Source organism: Endozoicomonas sp. 8E, from assembly GCF_032883915.1.
Classification (GTDB): domain Bacteria; phylum Pseudomonadota; class Gammaproteobacteria; order Pseudomonadales; family Endozoicomonadaceae; genus Endozoicomonas_A.
Genome location: NZ_CP120717.1, coordinates 5,096,624 through 5,123,583, shown reverse-complemented (window position 1 = coordinate 5,123,583; position 26,960 = coordinate 5,096,624). Strand labels below are relative to the sequence as shown.

Genomic DNA, 26,960 nt, shown 5'->3' with positions numbered 1-26,960 from the left:
GAGCTCACTATGACACATGCTCTCTTTCAGTCCTGCAACGTATATCGGTACCGACAACCACTGAGCAAGCCGCTTTCGTTAAAAACGATGACACTGACAATCCGTGAAGGCCTCATTCTTGAGATGGTCGATCGGATTGGGCGGGTGCATTACGGCGAAGCTTCTCCACTGCCAGGTTTTAGCCGGGAAACTGTCTTTGAAGCTCAGGGGCAGTTGAAAGATGCGGCAGAATACTATTGTTCCCATGGGGTGATCGATCAGAGTCTTCTATATCCGTCGGTTGCATTTGCAATCGAGAGCATTCAGTTCAGTCTCGGCAAAGAGCATTGGAGTCAAGAGAGAGTCTCTGAATCACCCTTGCTTATGGGAGCTGATGCATTAACACTCAAACGTTTGGATGACTGGTCTGAGAACTGGCCCGATGAGTTCAAATTAAAGGTCGGGCGCAACAACATTGGGCAGGATGTTGACGCGGTTAATCAAATTCTTGATCGGATTCCTGACGATGTAAAACTGAGGTTGGATGCCAATCAACGCTGGTCTTTCGATGAAGCTCTAGAGTTTGCCGGGCAGGTGCCTGCCTGCAGAGTGAGCTATATCGAAGAACCTACACAGTATTATGCAGAATTTCCGCAATTATTCCGAACAACCGGCGTCGGTTACGCGCTGGACGAAACATTGCAGGAGTTTGCGCCTGGCACGACTCCGCTGGAAATGAATAGATTCAGAGCTGAAGACGGGCTCAGGGCTGTTGTATTAAAACCAACCCTGGTGGGTGGTGTTTCCAGATGTTTGACCCTGGCTGACTGGGCCAGGGAAAATAAGGTCAGAGTCGTTTTCAGCTCATCCTTTGAAAGTGCTTTGGGGCTGAGTCTAATCGAGCAACTCAGTCTGCAGTGTGACCCGATGGAAAGTCCTGGCCTTGATACGCTCTCTGCTTTTCAGAACCCCGGATTTTGCCGGTTGCCTGAGTACGGTCGGCGAATGCCTTTAGATTTACTCAATGCCATGGAGAATGTATGGAGTTATCGTTCTGCCCTCTGAGAGAGTGGACACTCAAAGATCCTCAAAGGGTCGTTGCCAGAGTAAATGGTCAGCCTGTATCCCGGGCTGAGTTGGACGCAAGGGTAGAAACACTCCGTGATGCATTTTATAGCCAGGGTGTCAGGAGAGGTGATCGGATTCTGGTACCGATAACCTGTGCATGGGATGCGGTCATACTGATCATAGCCTGCCTGAGAAGCCGGTGGGTCTATTGCCCAGTCAATCCGCAAATGCCTGACGTGCAGAAGATACAGTATTGCCAGAAGATCGGAGCCCAGTGGACCCTTCATGAAGGGTTTGGAACAATAACTGGCCTGGAATGCCCCGCCTTCCCTGACCAGCCTGAAGTGGCGGATTGCCGTTTGGTCATCGAGCCAGACGTTATGTTTGATCTGATTCCGACGTCAGGCACTACCGGTGTGCCCAAGGCTGTCAGTCATACTTTCTCCAATCATGTTTACAGTGCGAAAGGTTCTCAATCCTGTACGCCTCTGACAGAGCATGACGGCTGGCTGTTGTCTCTGCCACTGTTCCATGTTGGCGGCTTTGGCATTGTGGTTCGTTGCCTGCTCGCAGGTGCCGAGATAGTGATAGATACGCAAAAAATGTCATTACAGCGATTGCTGTCGGAATACAGAATCACCCATGTATCCCTGGTCAATACTCAGTTGCGCAGATTGTTGGTAAGAGGAGCCGATTGGCTGGATAACAGTGAGCTGAAATACATTCTTTTGGGCGGAGGGTTTGCGTCTCCTGAACTGGTATCTCAAGTTCAGAAGAAAGGTATTAATATTCTAACCACTTATGGCATGACAGAGATGAGTGCCCAGGTTTGTACCGGAACCCCGGAATTTGCCAACTCCGGGGTAACTTCAGGTGAGCCACTACCCTTTCGGGAGCTGAAAATCGTCGCTTCCGGAGAGATTCTGGTCAGAGGCAAAACCTTATCTGCAGGCTATTTTGACGGCGGCAGCATTATTCCGATCGTCGATGAGCAAGGTTGGTATCACACTGGCGACCTTGGACAGTATTCTGGCGATCAAATAATGGTTATTGGTCGTATAGATAATATGCTGATTTCTGGCGGGGAGAACATTCATCCGGAGGAAATTGAAAAGGCTTTACTGAGCATTGACGACATCATTATGGCGGTTGTGGTATCTGTAAGGGATGATGATTATGGGCAAAGGCCTTTTGCGTTTGTGCAAACCGAATCGGGCTCTCTGAATGAGGTGTTTACAAAACAAAAGCTTGCAGGCATCATTAGCCGATTCAAGATTCCTGATATGATTCGCTTGCTCCCGGCTGAGCAGATACCCACCGGTCTCAAGCCCAATCGTCAAACCCTGAAAGCATTAGCTGACAGGCTAGCAAATCCTTAATCTTATTTTAACTGATTATCGTCGCTATCTGACCCGGACCAAGGCATAATGCGGGCAAAGAGCGGTGATAATTGAAGTGTCTGATGAAAACAAAAGATCAAAAAAACATCCGTGCATTCATCGCTGTCAGGATTCCGCTGGAGCTTGCAGCGACACTGCACAAGAAAGCTCGGCACCGGGCCGGTGATGTGCTTCAGCACAAGCTCCGCTGGATGGTGCCGCAGCAGCAACACATAACACTGCGCTTTCTGGGTGAGTGTGACGAACAGAGTCTTGAGCAGTTTTCCAGCTACATCGAAGATTCCCTGGCAAATGTGCACGGATTCGACTGTATGACCGGGTGTTTTGAATTTTTGCCTGACGCACACAGACCCCGGGCATTGGCCTTGAATATACATTCAGGCCAGCAGTTGAACACGCTGTCCCGAATTTGCGAAGAAGGCGCTCTTATGCACGGAATGCGTCGTGAAATGCGCAACTTCCGACCCCATGTCACACTGGCTCGTTTCAAGCAGCACCATCATGTGACTCACAGCCATTTCTTCAATATGCCCAGTTACCGCATGACGGTTAATGAAGTGGTATTGATGAAGAGCGAAACAACGGCTGAAGGTACTCAATACTCGGTAATGAAAGTGTTCCCTCTGTTGCCCCTGGCTAAGTCAGCCTGACACTAAACTCCGCAAGTTCAAAGGAAATAAAAGCCCTGTACTTTTGTTGAAAGGCAGGGTTTTTTGCTATCTGCTCCAATCTGGCTGTATTCCCTGATCAAAAACTCACCAGAAATTTGAAAGTCGATTAAGAAGTTAATTTTATGTCAGTAAGACTTTTTGCTCTGGTAGTCTTGATTGGGCTTATATTCTGTTAAATATTCAATTAACCAAATTATATATTGTTTTTATCGTTTAAAACAAAGTTATTCACTGTTGTAAATTGTTCTTGTCAGGTATAAATTATGCCGCGTCAAACAGGTGTCTCAATCGCTCGAAACCAGGCGGCCTGTATCTGACAACCTATTAATTTTTTTTCAGAATTTTTCTGATGTGACTTACGTCAGAGGTTTTCTATTGTCTGCATTCAGGGGGAGTGATATGTCAATTAAACGCGAAACACTGGCAGATACATTTGCTCTGATCAGTTTTGGATTGGTTGTTGGATTGCTGGTTGAGATTCTGGTAGCCGGGTTGACTATTGAACAATCCCTGCAGTCTCGTTTGATGAGTATTCCGGTTAATATGCTGGTTGCCCGTCCTTATGGTATCTATCGCGACTGGATAATGAGCTTTAGCCACATCTTCAAATCAAGAAAAGTTGGAGATACTATTCTCGATATAGTGGCGTTTGTCTCTTTCCAGATTCCGGTTTATATCGGGCTAGTTGCTGCTACAGGTGCAACATTGGAACAGATTATTACTGCCTGCCTGGGTCAGATTGGTGCTTTAATGCTGATGGCTCGTCCCTATGGTGTTTACATGCAGATTTGCCGTAACAGGTTTGTATCAGGTGGTATGAGAACCGCTTAATAGTACTTTCTTATATTAGTACCTATCTATATAAGTAATGCCCGAAATTACACCCCAAAAATAGCTGTCATTAATTAATGAGGCTTCCTATTTTCTAACTATCTGGTTATAGTTCCCTCCAGTTTACCCGAATGTGTTGTATGGGTTTGCCTGTTTTAACTCCGCTAATAGCGGAGTTGGACAGTCTCGGTTGCCTCTTTATTATACAATTTCAGCGTCGTCCGGTGGATCCCGGATTCGCACAATTTCCGCCTTGGTCGTTGCGCGATTGTATAAACAGAGTGTTTGCCAAAAGGCGAATGTGCACCTTTCAGGTCCCGAAGCTTTGATTGGATCTTTCTTGTTTCTGTGGTCATAAGTCCGTTGTATTCAAGAGCGACAGGATTGGCAAAGCACGAATAAGAATTAGATGAAAAAAGCAGTCATCAATAAAAGAATCCGCTGATAAACGATTAACCGGACAATAGCTTTTAAAAGTTTTTCGTTTATCGGAGTGGGTATCAACAAGCGACTGTGTTTTCATGTTGAATTTGAGGGGGGAGAATGTCCTTATTGGAGGTCAATGACCTGCGTATTGAATTTCCTTCACGTCACGGTGTTGCAGTGGCAGTAAAGGGGATGTCTTTTACAGTTGCCAAAGGTGAGATTCTGGGCCTTGTGGGAGAGTCAGGAGCTGGTAAATCCACGGTTGGTAATGCCATTATTGATTTGCTCAGTGCTCCCGGTCGCGTCGCGGGTGGTGAAGTCAGGTTGAATGGTGAAATCATTTCAGGTCTTTCTGGTGAAGCCATTCGTAAAGTGCGTGGCAAACGAATTGGATTTATTTTTCAGGATCCAATGACTTCTTTAAACCCGCTTCTGACAATTGAAACCCAGTTAGTCGAAACCATCACCGAAAATCTCGGATTAAATCCGGCTGAAGCATTCATCAAAGCAATTGATTTGCTGAAAGCCGTGGGTATTCCCGAGCCGGAAATCAGAATCAAACAATATCCCCATCAATTCTCCGGCGGTATGCGTCAGCGGGTAGTGATTGCAATTGCTTTGGCCGGCGAGCCCGAATTGATTATTGCTGATGAACCCACTACTGCCCTGGATGTTTCCATTCAAAACCAGATTCTTGATTTGATTCGTGAACTCTGTAAAGAGCGGGAAGTCGGATGTGTATTGGTAACCCATGATATGGGTGTCATTGCAAACGTTACAGACCGCGTTGCCGTGATGTATATGGGAGAACTGGTAGAGATTGGTGAACCTGACAAGATTCTGCAAAATCCTGAACACCCCTACACACAGAGTCTGATCAGTGCTGTGCCAAGAACCGATGTTAAACTGCACCGTTTTCCACGGGTTGAATACATTGAGAAAGTTGAAAGCCGCAGCATTGATGTCAAGAATCACTGGCTGGGTCAGCGTGAATCCTTTGGCTCTATTGAAGATGAGAATCTTCTGAGCGTTGAAAATGTCATGCTCAAATTTGAAACCCAGTCTGCTTTCTTGAAAAAGAACCGTCGTTACGTGATTGCGTCCAATAATGTTTCATTCAAAGTGCGTGACGGTGAAACCTTTGGTCTTGTGGGTGAATCGGGCTCGGGTAAGTCAACCATTGCTCGTGTGATTGCGGGTCTTTATCAACCTGACTCCGGGCAGGTCTTTTTCGCAGGTAATGATATTACCCGGCTGAACGAAAAGGCCCGTAAGCCTTTAAGACGACAGATTCAGATGGTATTCCAGAATCCCTATTCCAGTCTGAATGCCCGTATGAATGTTAACGATATTATTGCCGAGCCCATTCGCTTTCATGGCCTGGCTCAGTCTGAACAGCAGATTCGACAGATCACTGCTGACCTGCTGGATCATGTTGGCCTGGGCAGTAAAGCCGGAATCAAGTTTCCTCATGAGTTTTCCGGTGGTCAGCGCCAGCGTATTTCCATTGCCAGAGCATTGGCGACCCGTCCCCGCTTCCTGATTTGTGATGAACCCACATCTGCTCTGGATGTATCGGTTCAGGCGCAGATTCTCAATTTGCTGAAAGATCTGCAGGAAGAGCTGGGTCTGACCATGCTGTTCATCAGTCACGATCTGACGGTGATCCGTCAGATGTGCGACCGGGTTGGGGTTATGAAGCATGGAACCCTGGTGGAAGTGGATGAGACCGAAAAGCTGTTCAAATCGCCCGAGCACGAATATACCCGGAACCTGATTGATTTGATGCCGAAAATGGATCATCTCTCCCATCAGGGTCTGGAGGTAGTAAAACAGGCACCCGTTGCACTGGTGTGATGGCTGATCGGCCAGAAGGCGTTAAAGCCCCTGTTCTTTGCCATGAGCGCAGAATCAGTTTTATTTTTTGTTCCAGAAAAAGTTGTTTCTTACAAAAGTATAAAAACGTTTGTTGACCTGCCCAGAGGGTAAAATAATGAAAAAAATGATCAAGTCACTGGCTGGAGTTGCTCTGGCTTCTACATTGGCAATGAGCGTACAGGCCTCTTCGTTGAAGATTGCTTACGACGCTGACCCTGTATCTCTGGACCCTTATGAGCAGCTGTCGGGCGGTACCCTGCAGATGGCGCATATGTCCTTTGATCCACTGATTCGCTGGAATCAGGACCTGAGCTTTGAGCCTCGTCTGGCTGAGAAGTGGGAGCGTATTGATGACCTGACCATGCGCTTTACCCTCAGAAAGGGTGTTAAGTTCCATTCTGGCAACTCATTGACAGCCAAGGACGTCAAGTGGACCTACGATCGGATGGTCAACAGTGCGGACTACAAAGCCATCTTCGCGCCTTTCGCTGAGCTGAAAGTGATCGACGACTACACCTTTGATCTGGTCACCAAGAAGCCTTACCCACTGGTTCTTAACTCTGCCACCTACATCTTCCCGATGGACAGCCAGTTCTATAGCGGTAAAGATGAGAAAGGCCGTGACAAGGGGCTGATTGTCAAGCACGGTGATAGCTTCGCTTCCCGTCACATTTCCGGTACCGGACCTTATGTCGTCAGTGAGCGTCAGCAGGGCGTGAAGCTCGAATACGATCGTTTTGATGGCTACTGGGACAAGCAGTCTCCGGGTAACGTGGACAACATCACACTGACGCCAATCAAGGAAAATGCGACACGTGTTGCTGCTCTGCTGTCCGGTGGTGTGGACTTTATCTATCCGGTACCACCCAATGATCATGAACGTATCAAGCGTTCTGACGATGCTGAATTGATCACTCTGACCGGTTCCCGTCTGATCTCTTTCCAGCTGAACCAGGATCGTGTTGAAGCATTCAAGGATAAGCGAGTTCGTCAGGCCATCGTTTATGCTGTCAACAACGAAGGCATTGTTAAAAAGATTATGAAGGGCTTTGGCGAGGCTGCCGGTCAGCAGGGGCCTGAAGGTTACGTTGGCTATGTTGATGACCTGGCACCACGTTATGACCTGAAGAAAGCCAAACAGCTGATGAAAGAAGCAGGCTATGAAGATGGCTTCTCTGTCACCATGATGGCGCCAAATAACCGTTACATCAACGATGCCAAGATTGCCCAGACCGTGGCCAGCATGTTGGAGCGCATTAACATCAAGGTTGACCTGAAAACCATGCCCAAGGCACAGTACTGGCCAGAATTTGATGAGCGTGCTGCTGACATCATGATGATCGGCTGGCACTCTGATACCCAAGATTCCGCCAACATGACTGAATATACGACTGCCTGCAAGGATGACACTACAGGCTGGGGTCAGTACAACAGTGGTAACTACTGCAACGAGTCCATCGATAAGCTGGTTAAAGCGGCAGGAACTGAAACAAACCTGGACAAGCGCGCCAAACTTCTGCAGGAAGTTGAGAAGGAGCTGTATCAGGAAGCGGCTTACGTTCCTCTGCACTGGGAGAATCTGGCCTGGGGTGCCCGTAAAGGTGTGAAAGCTGAAGAAGTGGTTAACATCATGAACTTCCCATACCTGGCTGACCTGGTCGTTAGCGAGAAGTAATCACCATAGGGCCGGTTTATGCTGGCCCTTTTTTTATTTTTTCTGATCGATAATTTTCTCTGGTCAATCTGTGTCGTCATCTGAGTAGAGCGGCATTTTCGCAAGTATAAAACGCTGCAGGATTTTTTATGTTGTTATTTTTATTCAGGAGACTGATACAGGGTCTGGTGGTGATGTTTGTCATCAGCCTGATCAGTTTCTCCATCCAGGATAGTCTGGGTGATCCTCTCAGGGAGATGGTGGGCCAGTCCGTATCAGAAGCTGAAAGAGAGGTGTTGCGTGATGAGCTGGGTCTGAACGATCCATTCCTGGTGCAATATGGACGCTTTATGTCCAAAGCCGTCCAGGGAGATCTGGGAACCTCTTACTTCTTTAAAGAGCCCGCCCTGGAAGTCATTATGGATAAGTTACCAGCGACGCTTGAGCTGGTTTTCAGTGCCACCCTGTTGATTATTTTGATCTCCATTCCAGCAGGTGTTTACAGTGCTATTCGTCCGAACAGTCTTTTGTCCAAATTAATTCTCGGAGTCAGTATTCTGGGTATTTCTGTCCCTGTTTTCCTGACCGCTATATTCAGTATTTATCTGTTTTCCATTGAGCTGGGGTGGCTGCCTTCCTACGGGCGGGGTGATTTGACACACGTCTTTGGCAGTTGGGAAACCGGTTTCCTATCTAAAAGTGGCTGGCTACATCTCATTCTGCCGTCTATTTCTCTGGCCAGTATCATGCTACCGCTGTTTATTCGTTTGATTCGTTCCGAGATGGTGGAAACCCTGCACAGTGAGTATGTGAAGTTTGCGAAAGCGAAAGGTCTGCAGAAAGCGCGTGTTTACTTCCTGCACGCTCTGAAGAACACCATGTTGCCTGTTATCACGGTAGGGGGGGTTCAGATTGGAACCATGGTCGCCTATACAATTCTGACGGAGACCGTCTTCCAGTGGCCTGGCATGGGCTTTATGTTCCTGGAAGCGGTAAACCGTGTCGATACACCCTTGATTGTTGCTTATCTGATTGTTGTTGGTGGCATCTTTGTGGTGGTGAATACCCTGGTCGATCTGATCTATGGCCTTATTAACCCAACTGTAAAACTGGCGGGAGGCAGCCAATGAGTGAGTTGCCCATGAATGAAGCAGAAGCACAAGAGGTGCCTTCTATCTGGCAGAAGATTCGTCAGTCCAATATCTGGTACAGTTTTGTCAATGATCGTCTGGCCATGGTGGCTGCTTTTATATTGACTGTCATGGTCGCCGCGGCCCTGCTGGCACCGGTTGTCGCTCCGACCAACCCCTATGATCTCTCGACCATTGATATTATGGATTCCGAGATAGCGCCGTCCTGGAGTGAAGAGGGCGATGAGCGATTCCTTCTGGGGACAGACTCCCAGGGGCGGGATATGCTGAGTACCATTCTATATGGTGCCAGAATATCCATTACCATCGGTTTCTTTGCAGTCATACTGCAGGCGTTGCTGGGCATTGTGATTGGCTTGACAGCCGGCTATGTCGGGGGGCGAGTTGACAACTTCCTGATGCGGATGGCGGATATTCAGTTGTCCTTCTCAACCATGATGGTGGCCATTGTCGTGTTGGCTGTTTTCCAGGCGTCCTTTGGGTCCGAGTTATACAGCAAGCTGGCGATGTGGATGTTGATTCTGGTGATTGGTATTGCCGAATGGCCACAGTACGCACGGACGATACGTGCGTCGGTTCTGGCTGAGAAAAAGAAGGAGTATGTCGAGGCTGCCAGAGTCATGGGCTTTGGCCCCGGACGCATTATGTTCCGTCATATTCTGCCAAACTGCCTGTCTCCTATTCTGGTGATTTCAACCGTTCAGATTGCCAACGCCATTATCAGTGAAGCCGCCCTCTCATTCCTGGGACTGGGGATGCCAGTGTCGGAGCCTTCATTGGGCTCACTGATCTCCAGCGGCTTTGAGTATATTTTCTCTGGCAGCTGGTGGATTACGGTGATCCCCGGTGTGATCCTGGTTACTCTGGTTCTGGTGATTAACCTGTTGGGTGACTGGCTGAGGGACGTGCTTAATCCCAAACTTTATAAAGGCTAGGCATCAAGTTTTCTCCAAGAAAAAGGCCGTTTAGCGGCCTTTTTCTTTTTTGGACTCAGGGGGCAAACACCCTTTTTCTGCTCAATTGCCAGATCAGAACGCCAGCGAAAACGGCAGCCATTAATGGGTTGAACCAGCTGGTGGTATCTGTGACCAACGTTCTTGAAATATCAAAAGCAAATAGCACACCCAGGGCGATTAAGCCGGTTGTCCATGTCAGTGCTTTATCTCTCCATTGAAAGGCGGCAGCAGTGAACCAGAAGGCCAGAACAGAACCAAGAATAATATAATCGGTATTGACGCTTCTGGGGTTGAACATAACGTGATAGCAGGCTGCAAAACTCAATAAATAAATCAGGCCATTTCTGGTGCCATGTCGGACAATGGCATAAAAACAAACGGCCCAGGTGATGGCAGCCAGAATAATTTTTATTATGTTCTGCAGGGCTTCGGGCACTGAGTAGTTGAAAAGCTGCATGGGAATGTTAAAGAAACTGGCCCAGTTAGGTGTTGTTACTCCATGGTCAACTGCGGACTCGGCCATCTCTAGAAAGTTGTTGTACTGTTCAAGTCCGTAATCGAGCCCGCCGAATATCAGAGGCAGTGCAAGAAATGCCAGCAGCATCAGTGGTACTCTTAGCCAGAAAGGTCTGAACAAGGTGGTCACCAGCAGGAAAAAGACAATAAAGGTGGGTTTCAGACTCATGATCAGAGCCAGAACCAGGGCCGCCGAATTCCAGCGCTTCTCTATGATCTGGCTGATCACCAGCATCATGGCCGCAATAAGGATCACATTCACCTGGCCATTTCGAAAGCCTGAGAAAGCAATGGGAATGGCGATCAGACTGAATAATCCAAATCGGTTAAAGAGTGTCTCCTGCGAGTATTCCTGAAAGTGTCTCAGCAGTCTCAGGCTGGCCCAGGCATAAAGACCCATGATAAATAGACGCCAGAGCAAGTCAGCCAGAAAAACAGGCAGTTTGGTGACAGGTACAAACAGTACGGCAAAAGTAGGTGTATAGATGAATCCTCCCGGTCCCGAATAGAGCTTTACCCGATCGATCCATCGGTCAGCGCCCAGCAGGTAGCTGTCCAGCACTGTGTGCTGACCCGGTTCCAGCGCTACTTTGGCAAAGATCAGAATCACGGCCAGCCCCCATAGAAACATTCCGAAAAGGGCGGCAGGATGATTTTTAGGGAGGGCAATGTCCTTCATCAGTGCTCGTTCTTTTTTGAGTTACGACCAAAAATGGATAACCCCCAAACTGGTCGAAAGTCATCTTTTTTTTTACAAGGCTGACTACAACATACGATGAGAATGTCCTTTCTGCCAGTGGTCTGCATGAATTCCTGTCAAATCAGCTGAAATTTTCTGTCCATTGGTGAAAGCAGTGTATTTGAAAGGGGCTTGTTTTCGGGTGTTTTTTGACTCTGTTCAATGCTAATTAATAGATTCTCTGCGATCATAGGATGTATTGCAGAATTGTGAATAAAACGATGTCTAAAGTTCTGATGCTGTTTGCATCCAGGGAAGGTCAGACACAGAAAATCATCGAAAGGATGCGCCTGATAGTGAGTCATGCCGGTCACGAGGTGGATTTGATTCGTCTGGAAGGACAGACAGCCGACATTCGGTTGGAGCAATACGATGCGTTTATGCTTGGCAGTTCTGTCCGATATGGCCGCCATCATGCTCGCTTTTGTCATTTCGTAGAACGGAATGCCGGGGCGTTGGACGCTAAGCTCTGCTACTTCTTTTCGGTCAATCTGACGGCGAGAAAGGTTGACAGGAGTGAGCCTCATCAAAATTCCTATCTGACCAGGTTCCTGCGTAATGGATCACTGCACCCCACCAGTGTTGAAGTGTTTGCAGGCGCTTTTAAATTATCTCGTTACAACTTCTTCCAGAAACAGCTTTTGCGCCTGATCTTCAGAGTGAGTGATGGCTCCAGCGCCCCAACAGAAGATCATGAGTATACAGATTGGTGTCGTGTAATGAGGTTTGCCGAGCGATTTGTTCAGCAGCTGGCAGGCGATCAGGTTTCAGGCTCAAAAATCAGCGACGCTAACACAGCAATACCGTAAACGGTGGGAAAAAAAAGAGACAGGGCCAGAATAATGTAGTCCATGTTCATGATAGGGTACCTGCTGTTATTCTTTTTATATTGAGAATCCCATGTCCTGTTTTGCTGCTACTCTGTCGGGCAAAACAGGCCGGGTGAAATCTCATGAGTTGTACAAGCTTCTACCAATCTATCAGTTTGGGGTAACGTTTGAAAAGCAGTGGCGTTAAAGTAGTGATACCGATAGTAGACATGGAGTCCTCATGCGTTTAATTCTCTTACTGTTTTCCTGGTGGGTGTTTCCACTCGCTATGGCCCATGATGTTGTTTCCCTTAAGTCCAGACTGGTTCAGGGGGGCTTTTATATAGGACAGGTGAAGCCGGGAACTGAAGTCATCTATAAAGGCAGATCCGTCAGAGTGTCGGAACAGGGTCAATTTATCATCGGGTTTGGACGGGATGCCCGGCTTCTGCAAACAATACGGCTGGCCACTCCGGGTGGTAAAAAAGAAGAACTAAAACTCAGGTTGTCAAAGCGAGACTATAAAATTCAGCGGATTAATGGTGTTGCCCGCAAATACGTCAGCCCGGCGGAAAAGGTGCTGGGTCGAATATTCGATGAAAATCAGCAGGTTAAATCAGCCAGACAGTTTGATTCCATCCAGAAAGATTTTTTTGCCGGTTTTACACGTCCGGCAGCGGGGCCTGTCAGTGGTGTCTATGGCAGTCAGAGAGTCTTTAACGGTGAGTCAAGAAGACCTCATTTCGGACTGGATATTGCCGGTCCCGAGGGTGCACCAGTGATGGCTTCGGCCAGTGGTATTGTTCGGCTGGCCGAGTCCGATTTGTACTTTTCCGGTGGCACAATCGTTATCGACCATGGTTACGGCATCACTACCAGTTATCTGCACCTGAGCCAGTTAAAGGTGGTTGACGGGCAGAAGGTAAAGAGGGGCGATGTGATTGGTGCCATCGGTGCAACGGGCAGAGTGACAGGTGCTCACCTTGATTGGCGGGCAAACTGGTTCGATGTCCGGCTTGATCCTGCTCTGATGATGCTTCAGTGATGGGTCTGCATGCTCTGCATTTTCTGATACGGTTTCGCAATCACTACCAGTTACCGTTTACAGAGGCAGTCGGGAACATGGTTTACTTTGGCGTTTCGGATACGGCAAAGGGTCGCCTGGATAGTTTGACCAATACCTGATGAATATGTTCAAACTCTGTTATTACCCGTCTTCGCTTGGAATGCTGCCTGCTTGATTAAGAATTTCAACAAATGCCTGTTTTTGTTCGCCCAGATGTTCTAACAGAGCTTCAAACCTGAAAGTGCCAAAGCCGGGAATGCTAGCATCAGCTTTGGCCCCTCTGGCAATAAGTTTTTGAACCGCTTCTTTATCTTTTGCCAAAAGTGCGAAAAAAAGAAGCGTTTCTCTAGTAGAACAAACTGGCAGATTGACATCGGCAAAGGCAGCCATGCCAGCCGGAAGTAATTCCTTGAGCAACTCTAGAGAAAGAGGGTCGTGCGAAATTGCATCAAAAGCGGAATGCCCCGCCTCAGTAAAAAGGTCAATTCTGGCTCCTGCCGAAAGGAGTATCCTGGCAAGTTCAGGCGCATTTTTCTTCAAAACTCCCCTATTGTAGTAGCGAGAATCATAAGTTGCACAGAAAAGAGGTGTGCATCCATCCAGATCAACCGCATTAACATCTGCGTGTTTGGCTATCAGTTTTTTCAGTGCCCGCTCATGCCCTGATTGTGCAGCTGCGTGCATGACATTTTTGCCATCTGTAGCTGTTTTATCGAAGGAGGCGCCATTATCGATTAAGGTGTCAAATAAATCAGGGTTTTCAGGATCCTCGGCAGCCATGTAAAGAGCTGTATCACCAGCTTTGTTCTGGATATTCATATCTGCTTTGAGGTCCAGAATTATCTTTAATGTCTGAATATTGCTGTTACATACAGCATGGTGTAGAGGCGTCATCCCTTTTTTATCTTGCAGATTAATATTTGCCCCAGAGTTTAGCAGTGAACGGATCAATTCCGGGTTACCGTTTTTTGCGGCAATATGAATAGCTGCCATACCCGCCTCTGAATGAAGAACGTTTGGGTCGACACCATCGGCGATCAGTTCGAGTGCTTGTTCTTCCCGGTCGGCCTCGACGGCATGGGCAACGGGCGAGAAAGAAATGTCTTGGTTAATAGGGGCAGGTGTGCGACAGGAAGGACATCTAATGTTCAATACAGGAGAAGATGAACGGTAATCACGCAGACACTTATTATGGAAGAAATGCCTGCCAGGTTTTTCGGAATAGTGGTAATAACGATTATTTTTATGCAGCATCGTAACAGTATGTTGGCCGAATAAACTTTGCAGGCATATTCCGCAGAGGGAATTATCATCTTCTTGGGCAGTTACATTGGAAGTAGTTCCATCTGATACAAGTCCGCCCTGAAGAGAAATCATTTCATTCATTCGAGACTGATTAAAACAGTCAGGAGTTTCAGGTGTTAAATTCATGAGTATTACCTCTTTCAGGTTGTTAAGATTAAGCTTCAAAAATGGCTATTCCCGGTAACAGTATGACGTAATAGTGCTTTCATTTTGTTTTCCGCGAAAATTTCAAGTTTCTGATTCAGTGAAAAACAAGCGACAATGCCGGTCATAAGTACTTTGACTAATAGTGCTGGAATAAGTTCCCTCTGTATGGAGGGTGTCGCAAAACTCTCTCCAGCGTGGGAACGAGTTGACTCCCGTCATTCTCTCGTCATTCCCGCGAAGGCGGGAATCCACACTGACTCACCACCAGAACCGTACTGCCCGGTGCTCCCCTGGCCTTGTCATCCCCGAGAAGGCAGAGACCCACCGTTGGCGCTGGATTCCCGCCTTCGCGGGAATGACGACCTCAGAGCATGGGAACGAGTTGTTGGAGTTTTGCGACACCCTCTATGAGTAAGGGAAGGTGCGAATAAGCCCCCGGCCATGAGATAATATTCCTGTCGTTTCCACCTTGAGTTCCCGTCTATGAGTCAGCTCAGTTTCGGGGCAGTGGGCAGAGTGATAGGTGCTCATGCTGGCGGGCAAACTGCTGCGATGTACGGTTTGATCCGGCTCTGATGGTGCTCGAGTAAGGTTGGTTCTGCGAACTTTGCTCCACGGCAGTATTGATTTTCAGATCTGAGGCTCCATAAAGCCATTATGATTGTCAGGAATTGGAGGGATTAGAATGCTGTTTGAAAAACATCAACTGCCCAGTGAGGAAAGCGCTTTGAAAGGGCGTGATCGCGCGATTGAAGTGCCTGCAGAGCACTTTGTAAATGGTCATGCTATTGTTCCCCCATTTCCCGGTTCTCTGGAGGTGATTTATGTCGGTATGGGCTGTTTCTGGGGGGCTGAAAGGCTGTTCTGGAAGCAGGAAGGTGTCTGGTCAACGGCAGTAGGGTATGCGGGAGGTTATACCCCTAACCCGACTTATGAAGAAGTGTGCACTGGTGGCACAGGCCATGCGGAAGTGGTCATAATTGTTTTCGATCCGGGCATTATCCGACTGGAAGCTTTGCTGAAACTGTTTTGGGAGTCTCATGATCCTACCCAGGGTATGCGGCAGGGCAATGATCGGGGCACTCAGTACCGTTCTGTGATTTATACCACTTCCCATGAGCAGAGTGAGAAGGCTCGTGAATCCATGGCCCAATATCAGACAGCGTTGAATGAAAGTGGTAGAGGCAGCATTACTACCGAAATTGTTGATGCTCCGGCCTTTTACTATGCCGAGCCTTACCATCAGCAATATCTGGCCAAGAACCCTCAGGGATACTGTGGTATCGGGGGGACTGGAATCTGCATGCCTCCCTCATTGCATGGATAAATTCAATTGCGTTTCCCTCACGGTGGTGAATAGTTATAAGGCAAAGGTTACAGGGCAAAAAGACCGGACAGCCTCGCAGTGAGGAGAGCTGTCCGGACGCAACTGTATGAATGATTACCTTATGGTGTTGTTAACACCTGTGCTCGAATGATAGATGTGCTTTTTTGGCTTCGCCCTGAGTAGATGTCCTTTTGATGATTCGCTATACCGATGCTTGTTATCGGTTATTACTTGTTGCGGCAATAACTCAAATGAACTCGGATGGTTACATCTGATTTCGACTCATTGCCCTTACCAGAAACCGGGTTGGGTTCAGATGATCCAGAAGATCAGAAGCGACAGGTGAGCACTCACCATTCATTTGTGCAGCCAATAATTCTCCAGACAGAGGTGCTGTAATCAATCCTCTGGAGCCATGACCGGCATTGATATACAGACCATTCAGGTATTCAGGAGGATGAGTGAATGGGTGCTTCATGTTTTTGCGTAGCATGGCAAACTCATTCAGAAAGTCTTTCTGGTCAACAATCTCACCCACAGCAGGCATGTAATCAGGCGTCGTGCAACGAAAGCTGGCTCTGCCTCCTGAAATGTTGGCCTGTTCCCCTCCCAATGCCCGGTAGAGTGTGGGCGCACATTTCTTTTGCATCGCCAGGTTTTTCTCATGATCTTCTTGTAACACCTCAGTCGAGTCACTGTGAAAGTCGAAAGTGGCTCCAATGGTATGACGGCCGTGGACGGCAGGAGCTGCATAGCCATCGCCGCAGACGGTTGTTTTTAGCAAGGCACTGTCGTCAGTGCAGCTTATCTTGGTGATTTGCCCTCTGATGTTCTTTAGTGGAATAAAATTCAGTGCGGGCAATTGGCTGGATGCTCTGGCACAGGCAATGATGACGTTGCGGGACTTCATTATCCGGGAAGCGCCGTCGCTCTGAAGGGTTAAAGTCCAGCCATCAGACCCATATTCAAGAGACTCTAGTCTTCTATCAGAAAATAGTTTGATATTGTCGTGGTTCGCCAGAGTCTGGCAGAAAAGGGCAGGGTTTACCCATCCCGCATTCGGGAAATAAAGGCCATCATGATCCAGCGTCAGGCCAGCGATCCTGGAAAGCTCCTGGCTGGAGAGGGCTCTGAGAAAGTCAGTGGGAAAGAGTTGTGCCAGGTCCTGTTGGCGTTGTCGAACTTTCTCATTGATAGCCAGCTGTACAACACCGGATTGTTGCCAGAGTTCCGGTTGGACACTGGCAAAAGTGTTCAATAAATGAATGGAGTAGAGGTAGCCCTGGGTGATAAATCGACTGAGAGGCGTTTTATTGGCCGACAGCTTGGTATAAAGAATGCCCTGAGGATTGCCGGATGCCTCCATGGCCAGAGCCTGATGTTGCTCGACCAGCGTGACCTGCCATCCCCTTTCAGCCAATGCTCTTGCTGTGCTGCAGCCAGCAAGTCCTCCGCCAACGACGATGGCACTCTGAACTATTTTATCAGTATTACGCTGGCCGGGATTCTGAAACCATATCGGCCTGGTATTCTGATCTTTAGCTGTTTGACTAAGCCTGCCTTTGATCATATCCCGTTTGTGCCCGAAGCCGTCGCTTTTTTCGACACTGAAGCCTGCCTGACTGAGTCCGTCTCTGACGATTCTGGCGGCCGTAAAAGTTGCGTAGGTGGCGCCTGCATGGCTTTTATCTGCCATAAATGTGAACAGTTCCGGCTGCCACATCTCAGGGTTTTTCGCGGGGCTGAAGCCATCAAGAAACCAGGCATCAACCCGACCTTCCAACTCAGGCAGTGTGTTTAGCACATCGCCCATGCAGAGTGTCAGTTTGACTCTTCCATCAGCAAAGCTGAAATGCTGATGTCCTTCTATGGCGGGTATATAGCATTCAATCAGTGGTGTCGTGTATTTTACCAGTTCTGGCCACAGAGAGAGTGCTTTCTGAAGATCTTTGCGGGACAAGGGATACTTTTCGGTTGATACAAAATGAAGTCTTGCCGACTGAGGCGCTTCTTGATCGAAACAGGCCCAGGCGCAGAGAAAGTTGAGCCCTGTTCCAAAACCGGTTTCTGCAAGCGTAAAGCTTTCGTTCTGGTTCAAAGCGGCGAAGCGCTTTGGCAGATCATTACCTTCAATAAATACGTGCCGGGTTTCCCTGATGCCCGAAGCGGTAGAAAAGTAAATGTCATCAAATGCAGTGGATGCAGGCTGACCGTTTTCTTTCCATTCAAGGTCTGCATGGGTGACAGGAAGGATTGCAGAATCGGATTTACGGCTCATGTGGCTTCCCTGATGATATGGGAGAGGGTTTGCAGGCAGGTCTCCCGCTTCACTTTTTCAAACAGTTCGCGGGCGTTGTCAGAGCTTTTACTCATCATGCTTAACCACTGCTTAAGCCTGCCATCCAGATAGCGTCTGGGGTTGTTGATGAAATAAGGGTGCTCCTGCCCCGGATTATCGGGTGCAGAGACTACTTTTTCGGTAAACCTCTGGATCAGTGAAAGAGAGCGAGTCCAGCGTTCTTCCTGACCCTGGCTAAGTTCGCTGGCGACAATGGCGGCAGGTAGATCAGGATCGCGAAGGATACCCCGGCCAATCATAATGTCCTGACAGCCGGATACTTCCCGACACCGTTGGGCATCCTCAACGTTAAAAATATCGCCATTGGCTACCAGGGGAATGGACAGAGCCTCTCGTAATTGAACCAACTCTTGCCAGTGGGCAGGCGGTTTATAACCCTGAAGTTTGTTTCTGGCGTGAACCACCAGAGAGCTGGCACCGGCACTTTCTATGGCCAGGGCATTGTCCAGGGCAAGGTCACTATCCAGATAACCCAGTCTCATTTTGGCAGTGACGGGTACCTCATCAGGAACCGCTTTGCGTACCGTTGAAACAATCTTATGAATAAGCTCGGGTTCCTTCAGAAGTATTGCACCTCCTTTATGACGAACAACACACTTAGCCGGGCAGCCAAAGTTCAAATCCACCCCCAGTGCGCCGAGTCGGGCAGCCTTGGCCGCGTTGTAGGCCATCATTTCCGGATTGTTGCCAAGAAACTGAATGTGGACGGGAGTTCCGTTTCGAGTACGACAGCCGTGCCTGAGTTCCGGACAGATCCGGTGAAACGTTTGCGTCGGTAGCCGGGTGTCGGTAATACGGATAAATTCTGTTACACACAGATCAATGCCACCGGCCTCGGTCAGTAGCTCCCGTAGCAGATAGTCGACGACACCTTCCATGGGGGCCAAGGTTATAGTGCTCATGAATGAATAGGGTATAGCTCTTGGGCAAACGCGACAATCTAACAGAAATTTCTGCACCTACAAGTGCTATCTTTTAAGGGTGATCAAAAATAACCTACGTATTTTTACAAGACTCTGTTGTCCCGTTCTGTCTGTTCTTCGCCCTGATCCTGACTTTTTCGGTTACTTGCAAGGATTCTGTTTGACGGCAATAGTGTCTGCAGTTAACTATTTCAGTCATCTTTCTTTCAGGATCGGAATATTCTCGATGGAATATAAAACACATGTCGTGCCAGTAAAAAAGAGCATTGCACTGGTAGCTCACGATAAAAAGAAGGAAGAGCTGATGGAATGGGCTCTGCGTCATCGTGATGAGCTGATCAATCATCAGTTATTTGCTACGGGCACAACTGGCAATCTTCTGGAAAAGACCCTGTCTCTGCCCGTCAGGAAGTTCATCAGCGGTCCATTGGGAGGCGATCAGCAGATCGGTGCATTGATCTCCGAAAGTAAACTGGATCTGTTGGTGTTCTTCTGGGATCCCTTTGAGTCGCAGCCCCATGATCCGGATGTGAAAGCGTTGCTGAGAATTGCAGCAGTCTGGAATATTCCAGTGGCCTGTAACCAGAGCTCTGCTGAATTTATGTTTTCTTCAAAAATGATGAGTCAGAGTCACGAAAGAAAGATTCCCGATTATGAACATTATCTCGAGTCCAGAACCTTTTGATGAATAATGCAGCTTTCTTATGCCCGGACAAGGTCAGTTGATTCATGAATAAAGTACTCAATCATCTGTATTGGAAACATGTTTTGATCTTATGAACTGTATTTTCAGGAGTATTTTATCTTGGATGGAGGCAGTAGTTTGATCGAAATTTAGCCAGGCTTAAAACGCTTTCTCGATCAGTTGGTAAGAAATATGCCTGTTTTATGAACAGGGTTTATGAAAATTTACCAGATTTAGAGTGTTGCTAAACAATAGTTTGAAACAACAGCTCATGAAAAATTGCCTGCAAAATATTACAGGCAATTTGATCACGATGTAAACTCCGGGTAGCTGGAAGCCTTTATAAGCCAGCTGAATCTAAGCCCTCATTGCCAATAGCTGGCTCATAGTGACGACGTTTTTTATAGGTCACTTTCGGAGAGCAAACCGGTTTTTGCTCTTCAATGAAACTTTGGCATTCAACAGGTTTTTGAGGCGTAGTTCTAAGCGAGTAGTTTTGATGCAGGTGTGGTTGATTCAAAGGTTGCCTGGTTGGCTCTTGCTGAAAATCAAGTTCATCATCACTGATTTGATTGCAGTCGACGGACGTGGACTCCTGATTATGGTCTTCCGATTCCTGCATATTCAGACGCATTCTATACGGATGACCATAGCCTCTTCTTCTACGAGGTTTATGCGACTTTGGCTCGGGTGGTTTTAAGCCGGTAAATTGTTCATAAACAGTGGCGTAAATATATTTGCTCATTACTGTCTCCAGAGGAGATTCGTCCCGGAAAGATTAGTTTGTCTATTTATAACTTGATGATATTAAAACTCCACAAACCCATGTATAGGTAACAATACCTAAATAAAAAAGTCATTACCTAGGAACCGGAGATGGGGAGTCGGGTCGCTTTGTTAACGATGCATTAGTAATTTATGGACATGCTCGTGGCCAAGTTGATATGGAATCTTTACTATGGCGCGTCGATGTTAGGAGGGAAGGATAGCAGTCGGTGGTTTTTAAGGTTGTTTATTTAAATAATATTTTTGCATTTTGAAAAAATGTTAATAACTAATTAATTAAATGGGTTTGAATTGACGGCTATTTCCCAAAAATAACTGCTTTAAAGTTGATTTGATTATATAACTCCAAAGCTTATATATAGATAAACTTTAGAAAGAATCTTGTGTGGGTGATTTTGTTTTCCTTTGCATTCTGTTGTTATATTTTGGTTGAATTGCTCTAAGCGGGGTTGTGCTACCTTGTCAGTCATCAAGTTGTTTGTAGTCGTATAGTTAGTCGTGTAAACAGGTTAGAGGTATGAATGGAGTGGTTATTTTGGAGGTTAAAGTTCGATAGCTCTCCTAATAGGTATTGGACACGATAGTAGAAGGCAATTAGTTAATATATTTTGTAACTCAATGAGTGACAGTTTTTTATTGAACAGAAGGGCGATCATACTGACGCTGCTTTGTAAGATGTTGTCATTATACCGAGAGGTCGTGATTGGCTTCTGGTATAGCTCGGCACAGGTACGCATTTCCTTTCTGTTTGGTCAGGTTGTTGTTTTTTCTGTGAAGGTGCGCTCTGTAAAAGTTACGGGATCTTCTTCATGGTAAGGGTGGTAAAGTTTGTCATGAGGCGGTTTTCTCATGGTTGACTTGTTTTGAAGGTTTTTTTGACCAAGGCTGGGTAAAAAGCTCTTTAAACTACCTGGGTTGTTTATCTTCTGATGTGATGATTCTCCAGTCGCATCAACTGTTTCTTCACGGATATTCAAACACGAGGAGCTGCTATCAATGAGCACTCAAGCCAAAGACCTACCAGCAGGATGGGCGGGGTTCGCCCGGGGTGAATGGACCGAAAGCGTCAATGTCAGGGATTTCATCCAGAAGAACTATACCCCTTATGAAGGGGGTGACGATTTCCTGGCCGACGCCACTGAGGCCACCAGTCGTCTCTGGGATGATGTCATGGAGGGGATCAAGGAAGAAAACCGCACGCATGCCCCAATTGATTTCGATCATGATCTGCCTTCAACCATTACCTCACATGAAGCCGGTTACATTCAGAAAGGTCTGGAGAAGATCGTTGGTCTGCAGACTGACAAGCCTCTGAAGCGGGGTATGATTGCCAATGGTGGTATCCGCATGGTGGAAACTTCCTGTGAAGTGTACGGGAAGGTTCTGGACCCCATGGTGAAAAAGATCTTCACTGAATACCGAAAAACCCACAATGCCGGTGTATTTGACGTTTACACGCCTTCTATCCGCAATTGTCGCAAGTCCGGTGTTATTACCGGTCTGCCAGATGCCTACGGTCGTGGACGAATCATAGGTGATTATCGTCGTGTAGCTCTGTACGGTATTGATCGTCTGATTGCAGACAAGAGAGTACAGCACGGAGAGCTGGATTCCGTGCTGGAATCGGGAGAGAATCTGGAACAAACCATTCAGCTGCGTGAAGAAATTATGGAGCAGATCCGTGCCTTGATGCAGATAAAAGAGATGGCTGCCAGTTATGGTTGCGATATCAGTCAACCAGCAGTAACGGCTCAGGAGGCGGTTCAGTGGACCTACTTCGGTTATCTTGCGGCTGTGAAATCCCAGAATGGTGCGGCCATGTCCCTGGGTCGCACAGCGACTTTCCTGGACATTTATATCCAGCGTGACCTGGAGGCGGGTAGAATCACTGAAGTTGATGCCCAGGAATTGATCGACCACTTTGTCATGAAGCTTCGTATGGTTCGTTTCCTGCGTACGCCAGAGTACGATGAGCTTTTCTCCGGCGATCCAATCTGGGCGACAGAGTCTATTGGTGGTATGGGGCTTGATGGTCGCACACTGGTTACCAAAAACAGCTTCCGTTTCTTGCATACTCTTTACACCATGGGCCCATCACCCGAGCCTAACATTACAGTGCTCTGGTCCGAGGGCTTGCCTCAGGGCTTCAAGGAGTTCTGTGCCAGGGTGTCCATTGATACCAGCTCCATTCAGTACGAGAATGATGACCTGATGCGTCCGGATATGGACAGTGATGATTACGCCATTGCCTGCTGTGTATCCCCAATGGTTGTAGGCAAGCAGATGCAGTTTTTTGGTGCTCGTGCCAACCTGGCCAAAACATTGCTGTACGCCATCAATGGTGGTGTGGATGAAAAGCTGAAGGTTCAGATTGGTCCCAAGGTGGCTCCAATTACCGATGACGTTCTGGATTATGACGCTGTTTACGCCAGCATGGATCATCTGATGGATTGGCTGGCAACCCAGTACGTGACGGCTCTGAATACCATTCATTATATGCATGACAAGTATTCTTATGAAGCCTCTCAAATGGCTCTTCATGACCGTGATGTTGTGCGTACGATGGCCACCGGTATTGCGGGTTTGTCTGTTGCTGCTGACTCTCTGTCTGCGATCAGGTATGCCAGGGTCAAGCCTGTTCGTGACGAAGACGGTCTGGCGGTAGACTTCGAGATTGAAGGCGATTATCCCAAGTTCGGTAACAACGAAGAACGTGTTGATACGATTGCCTGTGAGTTGGTAGAAACCTTCATGAAAAAGGTGGCTGCACACAAAACTTATCGTAATGCCATTCCAACCCAGTCAATCCTGACCATTACTTCCAATGTTGTCTATGGCAAGAAGACCGGTAATACGCCAGACGGTCGTCGTGCAGGCCAGCCATTTGGCCCCGGTGCCAACCCAATGCATGGCCGTGACACAAGTGGCGCGATAGCGTCTCTGAGTTCCGTCGCTAAACTGCCATTCTCTTATGCTAAAGACGGTATTTCTTACACCTTTTCAATAGTGCCAAAAGCATTGGGTAAAGATGAAGACGGTCGTCGTCGTAATTTGGTTGGCCTGATGGACGGTTATTTCCATCATGAAGTTGATCGGGAGGGTGGTCAGCACCTGAATGTGAACGTTCTGAACCGTGAAATGTTGGAGGACGCTGTGGTCAATCCAGACAAGTATCCTTCGCTAACGATTCGCGTGTCTGGCTATGCTGTTCGTTTCAACTCTCTGACTCCTGAGCAACAGAGAGATGTTATTACCAGAACCTTTACAGCAACCCTCTAAGCCTTCAGGGTGCTGAGTGAAAGAGGCCGACTCAATGTCGGCCTTCTTTATAGGGTTTTTTATTCTTAAAATCCGTTGTCCGGGATGACTTGGTGTGGGTCTGCATTTTCGCTATTTGTCTGTTTGAGTTGAGGTCAGTTATGGCAATTGGGCGTGTTCACTCCATGGATTCATTTGGAACTGTAGATGGCCCGGGTATTCGTTATGTGGTCTTTATGCAGGGTTGTTTGATGCGATGCCGTTATTGCCACAATCGGGACACCTGGGATCTTCGTGAAGGCGGGGAGATGAAAAGCCACAGAGAGGTATTTCGGGAAATCAAAAAAGTTAAAAGCTTTCTTTCAGGGGGCGTAACCGTCACCGGTGGTGAGCCTGTTTTACAGGCTGAATTTGTTGCTGACCTGTTTGAAGAGTGCCGTCGGGAAGGGATTCATACCTGTCTGGATACCAATGGCTTTGCCAAGCACATTAACTACGATGTTACTCGTCTGTTAAGTAATACCGACCTGGTGTTGTTGGATATTAAGCACATGGATGAAGAGATGCATCATAAGCTGACCTATGTCACCGGCAGCCATACCCGGCACTTTGCTGAATATCTGGCAGAGATTAAAAAGCCTGTCTGGATTCGTTATGTCGTTGTCGATGGTTACACAGTCGACCCTCACTACGCTGGTATGCTGGCTGAGTTTATCGAGCCCATGAAAAACGTTGAGAAGGTTGAGATACTGCCTTATCACAGTCTTGGGGTCCATAAATGGAATTTGTTAAACGACACTTATGAATTGGAAAAGGTGACTCCTCCTACCAGAGAGCAGCTAGACCTGATCCGGGATGAGTTTACTTCGAGGGGAGTCGTGGCGGCCTACTAAACCTCTCCCGGCAAACGATTGGATCGGGATTGTGGTGGAAGGAGTATAAGGTGATTATGGCCTTGCCCGTGGGAAGGCCATAAGAATCAACGTCTAGTTAAAGACCCTGTTTTCCTGTTCCTGAACGCGAATAAAGGTGGTTCGCTTGGTCAGTTCTTTCAGGGTAGCTGCGCCTACATATGTGCATGTTGAGCGAACGCCACCCAGGATGTCCTGGACACTGTTTTCAACGGGGCCACGGTAAGGCACCTTAACGGTTTTACCTTCAGAGGCGCGATAGTTGGCAACGCCGCCAGAGTGCTTATCCATAGCGGTCTCGGAACTCATTCCGTAGAACAGTTTGAATTTCTCGCCATCTACTTCCACTTCTTCACCAGCGGATTCGTCGTGACCGGCAAACATGCCGCCAATCATGACAAAGTCAGCGCCACCGCCGAAGGCTTTGGAAACGTCACCTGCACAGGTACAGCCACCGTCAGAGATAATCTGACCACCGACACCGTGAGCTGCATCAGCGCATTCGATCGTCGCAGATAGTTGTGGGTAGCCCACACCGGTTTTGACACGGGTGGTACAGACAGAGCCCGGTCCGATGCCCACCTTGACAATGTCAGCACCCTTCAGAATCAGCTCTTCGACCATTTCACCGGTGACTACGTTGCCGGCAATAATGACTTTGTCAGGGTGCTGCTTACGAACCTTGGAGACGTATTGAACAAAGTGTTCGGAGTAGCCATTGGCAACATCAATGCAGATAAAACGAAGATTGTCGTTCAGTGCCAGGATATCGTTGAGCTTGGAGAAGTCGGCCTCGGATGTGCCACTGCTTACCATGATATGGTTTTCAATACCTGCGGGTGCATTGTCCAGAAATGCACCCCATTCTTCAATGGTGTAGTGTTTGTGCACTGCAGTCAGCATCTTGTGTTCGGCCAGAGCAAGGGCAATGGAAAAAGTGCCCACTGTGTCCATATTGGCAGCAATGACAGGAACACCAGTCCATTCCTGGTTGGTGTGAACAAATTTGAAGGTGCGTTCCAGGCTTACCTGGGAGCGGCTCTTCAGGGTTGAACGCTTGGGTCTGAACAGAACATCTTTAAAACCCAGCTTGATATCAGCTTCAACACGCATAACTTTCCCGTTAGACCTTTTTACAGGTTAAAGACTAATTTATGGTTAAGGGTTTAGTCTTCGACAGGTTGATGACAAGGGAGAGTGTACAAGCGGCAGGATTTTGGGAGCTACCCATGAGGAGATACCGGTGACCCGGAAAGCGCACGCACTTTCTATGCCTATACCGGTCGATTATACAAAAACAGGTATTCAGGTCAAAGGTTGAATTTGCGAAACGTTTTTTTTCGCTCATGGCTGTTATTTTGCGCATGGCTGATTTACCGCCTGGACGGGCTCGCCCACGAGTGTCGGCAGAAGGGCTGTGCCCCGCCTGAAATCAGGACCTGACTTATATAAAGTAGCAGACCTGAAAACAGAGCGTAGATATGCATGAATTAATCAATCAGATCCTGAATCTTGGTTTTGATCAGGTCGATGGCAATTCTGTTCTTGCCACCGTGGGGAATGATCAGATCGGCGTGCTGGCGGGCAGGCTCAATGAATTGCAAGAACATTGGGCGAACCGTTTCCAGATATTGTCTGATGACCGAATCAACATCACGGCCCCGTTCGAGAGTATCTCGTTTCAGTCGTCTTATCAGACAGATGTCCAGTGGTGTGTCCATATAGAAACGAAGATCAAAGGTTTCACGGATATCCGGACGGGTAAACAACAGAATGCCTTCAATCAGAACAACCCGGGCAGGGGGGACTGTGCGGGTTTCCTTTTTACGGTTGTGCTCTGTGTAATCATATAGCGGCACATCCACTGTCTGACCTTCTATGAGCAGCTTCATATGCTCCAGCATCAAGTCATGATCCATGGACTCAGGATGATCATAGTTAGTCTGAACTCTCTGCTTCATAGCCAGGTGCGTCTGATCCTTGTAGTAAGAATCTTCGGAGATGACACAAACGTGCTGAGACTGTAGTTCTTCGACCAGAGTGCTGGCCAGCAGACTTTTGCCGGAAGCAGAGGCACCGGCAACGCCGACCAGAATGGTTTTTTGTTTTAGCATT

Annotated in this window: 23 protein-coding genes; 15 read left to right on the top strand and 8 right to left on the bottom strand. The window is 47.7% G+C overall.

What is annotated here, in order from left to right:
* Nucleotides 1-9 precede the first annotated feature (9 nt).
* The 8 genes from menC to P6910_RS17330 all read left to right on the top strand — a co-directional run bounded on the left by menC (nt 10) and on the right by P6910_RS17330 (nt 9,993).
* Nucleotides 10-1,044: an o-succinylbenzoate synthase gene (gene menC / locus P6910_RS17365; RefSeq protein ID WP_317142534.1), complete on the top strand. Its 1,035-nt coding sequence runs from the start codon at nt 10-12 to the stop codon at nt 1,042-1,044.
* Nucleotides 1,020-2,426, top strand: a complete 1,407-nt coding sequence (gene menE / locus P6910_RS17360) for an o-succinylbenzoate--CoA ligase (protein ID WP_317142533.1) — start codon at nt 1,020-1,022, stop codon at nt 2,424-2,426. Before menC ends, menE begins: the two co-directional genes overlap by 25 nt.
* An 83-nt stretch (nt 2,427-2,509) precedes the next feature.
* Nucleotides 2,510-3,097, top strand: a complete 588-nt coding sequence (gene thpR / locus P6910_RS17355) for an RNA 2',3'-cyclic phosphodiesterase (RefSeq protein WP_317142532.1) — start codon at nt 2,510-2,512, stop codon at nt 3,095-3,097.
* 420 nt (nt 3,098-3,517) lie between these two features.
* On the top strand, nt 3,518-3,949 hold the full coding sequence (alaE, locus tag P6910_RS17350) for an L-alanine exporter AlaE (RefSeq protein WP_317142531.1): 432 nt from the start codon (nt 3,518-3,520) through the stop codon (nt 3,947-3,949).
* A 543-nt stretch (nt 3,950-4,492) separates the two neighbouring features.
* Nucleotides 4,493-6,232: an ABC transporter ATP-binding protein gene (locus P6910_RS17345; RefSeq protein ID WP_317142530.1), complete on the top strand. Its 1,740-nt coding sequence runs from the start codon at nt 4,493-4,495 to the stop codon at nt 6,230-6,232.
* 136 nt (nt 6,233-6,368) lie between these two features.
* Nucleotides 6,369-7,928, top strand: a complete 1,560-nt coding sequence (locus P6910_RS17340; protein ID WP_317142529.1) for an ABC transporter substrate-binding protein — start codon at nt 6,369-6,371, stop codon at nt 7,926-7,928.
* A 128-nt stretch (nt 7,929-8,056) separates the two neighbouring features.
* Nucleotides 8,057-9,037 (top strand): ABC transporter permease, encoded by a 981-nt coding sequence (locus tag P6910_RS17335; RefSeq protein WP_317142528.1) that lies wholly within the window; start codon nt 8,057-8,059, stop codon nt 9,035-9,037.
* On the top strand, nt 9,034-9,993 hold the full coding sequence (locus P6910_RS17330; protein ID WP_317142527.1) for an ABC transporter permease: 960 nt from the start codon (nt 9,034-9,036) through the stop codon (nt 9,991-9,993). The genes P6910_RS17335 and P6910_RS17330 overlap by 4 nt, the downstream gene beginning before the upstream one ends.
* Nucleotides 9,994-10,048: 55 nt before the next feature.
* On the opposite strand, the gene P6910_RS17325 is transcribed toward P6910_RS17330, so the two are convergent.
* Nucleotides 10,049-11,209, bottom strand: coding sequence for a glycosyltransferase family 87 protein (locus P6910_RS17325; RefSeq protein ID WP_317142526.1), 1,161 nt, complete (start codon nt 11,207-11,209; stop codon nt 10,049-10,051).
* Between the two features lie 281 nt (nt 11,210-11,490).
* Here P6910_RS17325 and hemG point away from each other — a divergent pair, with 281 nt between their 5' ends.
* Complete coding sequence (gene hemG, locus P6910_RS17320) at nt 11,491-12,078, top strand: menaquinone-dependent protoporphyrinogen IX dehydrogenase (RefSeq protein WP_317142525.1); 588 nt, start codon at nt 11,491-11,493, stop codon at nt 12,076-12,078.
* A gap of 241 nt (nt 12,079-12,319) precedes the next feature.
* On the top strand, nt 12,320-13,123 hold the full coding sequence (locus tag P6910_RS17315) for a M23 family metallopeptidase (protein ID WP_317142524.1): 804 nt from the start codon (nt 12,320-12,322) through the stop codon (nt 13,121-13,123).
* Between the two features lie 162 nt (nt 13,124-13,285).
* On the opposite strand, the gene P6910_RS17310 is transcribed toward P6910_RS17315, so the two are convergent.
* Nucleotides 13,286-14,614, bottom strand: coding sequence for an ankyrin repeat domain-containing protein (locus P6910_RS17310; RefSeq protein WP_317142523.1), 1,329 nt, complete (start codon nt 14,612-14,614; stop codon nt 13,286-13,288).
* A 147-nt stretch (nt 14,615-14,761) separates the two neighbouring features.
* Between P6910_RS17310 and P6910_RS17305 the strand changes: the two genes are divergently transcribed.
* Complete coding sequence (locus P6910_RS17305; RefSeq protein ID WP_317142522.1) at nt 14,762-15,007, top strand: hypothetical protein; 246 nt, start codon at nt 14,762-14,764, stop codon at nt 15,005-15,007.
* A 274-nt stretch (nt 15,008-15,281) separates the two neighbouring features.
* The gene (msrA, locus tag P6910_RS17300) at nt 15,282-15,923 is read left to right on the top strand and encodes a peptide-methionine (S)-S-oxide reductase MsrA (RefSeq protein WP_317142521.1); all 642 of its coding nucleotides are present in this window, start codon (nt 15,282-15,284) and stop codon (nt 15,921-15,923) included.
* 265 nt (nt 15,924-16,188) lie between these two features.
* On the opposite strand, the gene mnmC is transcribed toward msrA, so the two are convergent.
* Entirely contained in the window at nt 16,189-18,201 is a 2,013-nt protein-coding gene (gene mnmC / locus P6910_RS17295) for a bifunctional tRNA (5-methylaminomethyl-2-thiouridine)(34)-methyltransferase MnmD/FAD-dependent 5-carboxymethylaminomethyl-2-thiouridine(34) oxidoreductase MnmC (RefSeq protein ID WP_317142520.1), read from the bottom strand.
* On the bottom strand, nt 18,198-19,184 hold the full coding sequence (locus P6910_RS17290) for a tRNA dihydrouridine synthase (protein WP_317142519.1): 987 nt from the start codon (nt 19,182-19,184) through the stop codon (nt 18,198-18,200). Before P6910_RS17290 ends, mnmC begins: the two co-directional genes overlap by 4 nt.
* A 247-nt stretch (nt 19,185-19,431) precedes the next feature.
* On the opposite strand from P6910_RS17290, the gene P6910_RS17285 reads away from it, so the two are divergent.
* Nucleotides 19,432-19,890, top strand: a complete 459-nt coding sequence (locus tag P6910_RS17285; RefSeq protein ID WP_317142518.1) for a methylglyoxal synthase — start codon at nt 19,432-19,434, stop codon at nt 19,888-19,890.
* A 340-nt stretch (nt 19,891-20,230) separates the two neighbouring features.
* On the opposite strand, the gene P6910_RS17280 is transcribed toward P6910_RS17285, so the two are convergent.
* Together P6910_RS17280 and P6910_RS17275 are read right to left on the bottom strand one after the other, a co-directional pair.
* Nucleotides 20,231-20,635 (bottom strand): hypothetical protein, encoded by a 405-nt coding sequence (locus tag P6910_RS17280; protein ID WP_317142517.1) that lies wholly within the window; start codon nt 20,633-20,635, stop codon nt 20,231-20,233.
* A gap of 793 nt (nt 20,636-21,428) precedes the next feature.
* Nucleotides 21,429-21,653 carry a hypothetical protein gene (locus tag P6910_RS17275; RefSeq protein WP_317142516.1) on the bottom strand — a complete coding sequence of 75 codons (225 nt, stop codon included), beginning with the start codon at nt 21,651-21,653 and terminating at the stop codon, nt 21,429-21,431.
* Between the two features lie 19 nt (nt 21,654-21,672).
* Between P6910_RS17275 and pflB the strand changes: the two genes are divergently transcribed.
* Complete coding sequence (gene pflB / locus P6910_RS17270) at nt 21,673-23,955, top strand: formate C-acetyltransferase (RefSeq protein WP_317142515.1); 2,283 nt, start codon at nt 21,673-21,675, stop codon at nt 23,953-23,955.
* 140 nt (nt 23,956-24,095) lie between these two features.
* Nucleotides 24,096-24,827 (top strand): pyruvate formate-lyase-activating protein, encoded by a 732-nt coding sequence (gene pflA / locus P6910_RS17265; RefSeq protein ID WP_317142514.1) that lies wholly within the window; start codon nt 24,096-24,098, stop codon nt 24,825-24,827.
* A 93-nt stretch (nt 24,828-24,920) separates the two neighbouring features.
* On the opposite strand, the gene P6910_RS17260 is transcribed toward pflA, so the two are convergent.
* Together P6910_RS17260 and udk are read right to left on the bottom strand one after the other, a co-directional pair.
* Nucleotides 24,921-25,958, bottom strand: a complete 1,038-nt coding sequence (locus P6910_RS17260) for a GMP reductase (RefSeq protein WP_317142513.1) — start codon at nt 25,956-25,958, stop codon at nt 24,921-24,923.
* A 377-nt stretch (nt 25,959-26,335) separates the two neighbouring features.
* Nucleotides 26,336-26,959 carry a uridine kinase gene (gene udk / locus P6910_RS17255; RefSeq protein ID WP_317142512.1) on the bottom strand — a complete coding sequence of 208 codons (624 nt, stop codon included), beginning with the start codon at nt 26,957-26,959 and terminating at the stop codon, nt 26,336-26,338.
* Between the last annotated feature and the right edge of the window lies 1 nt (nt 26,960).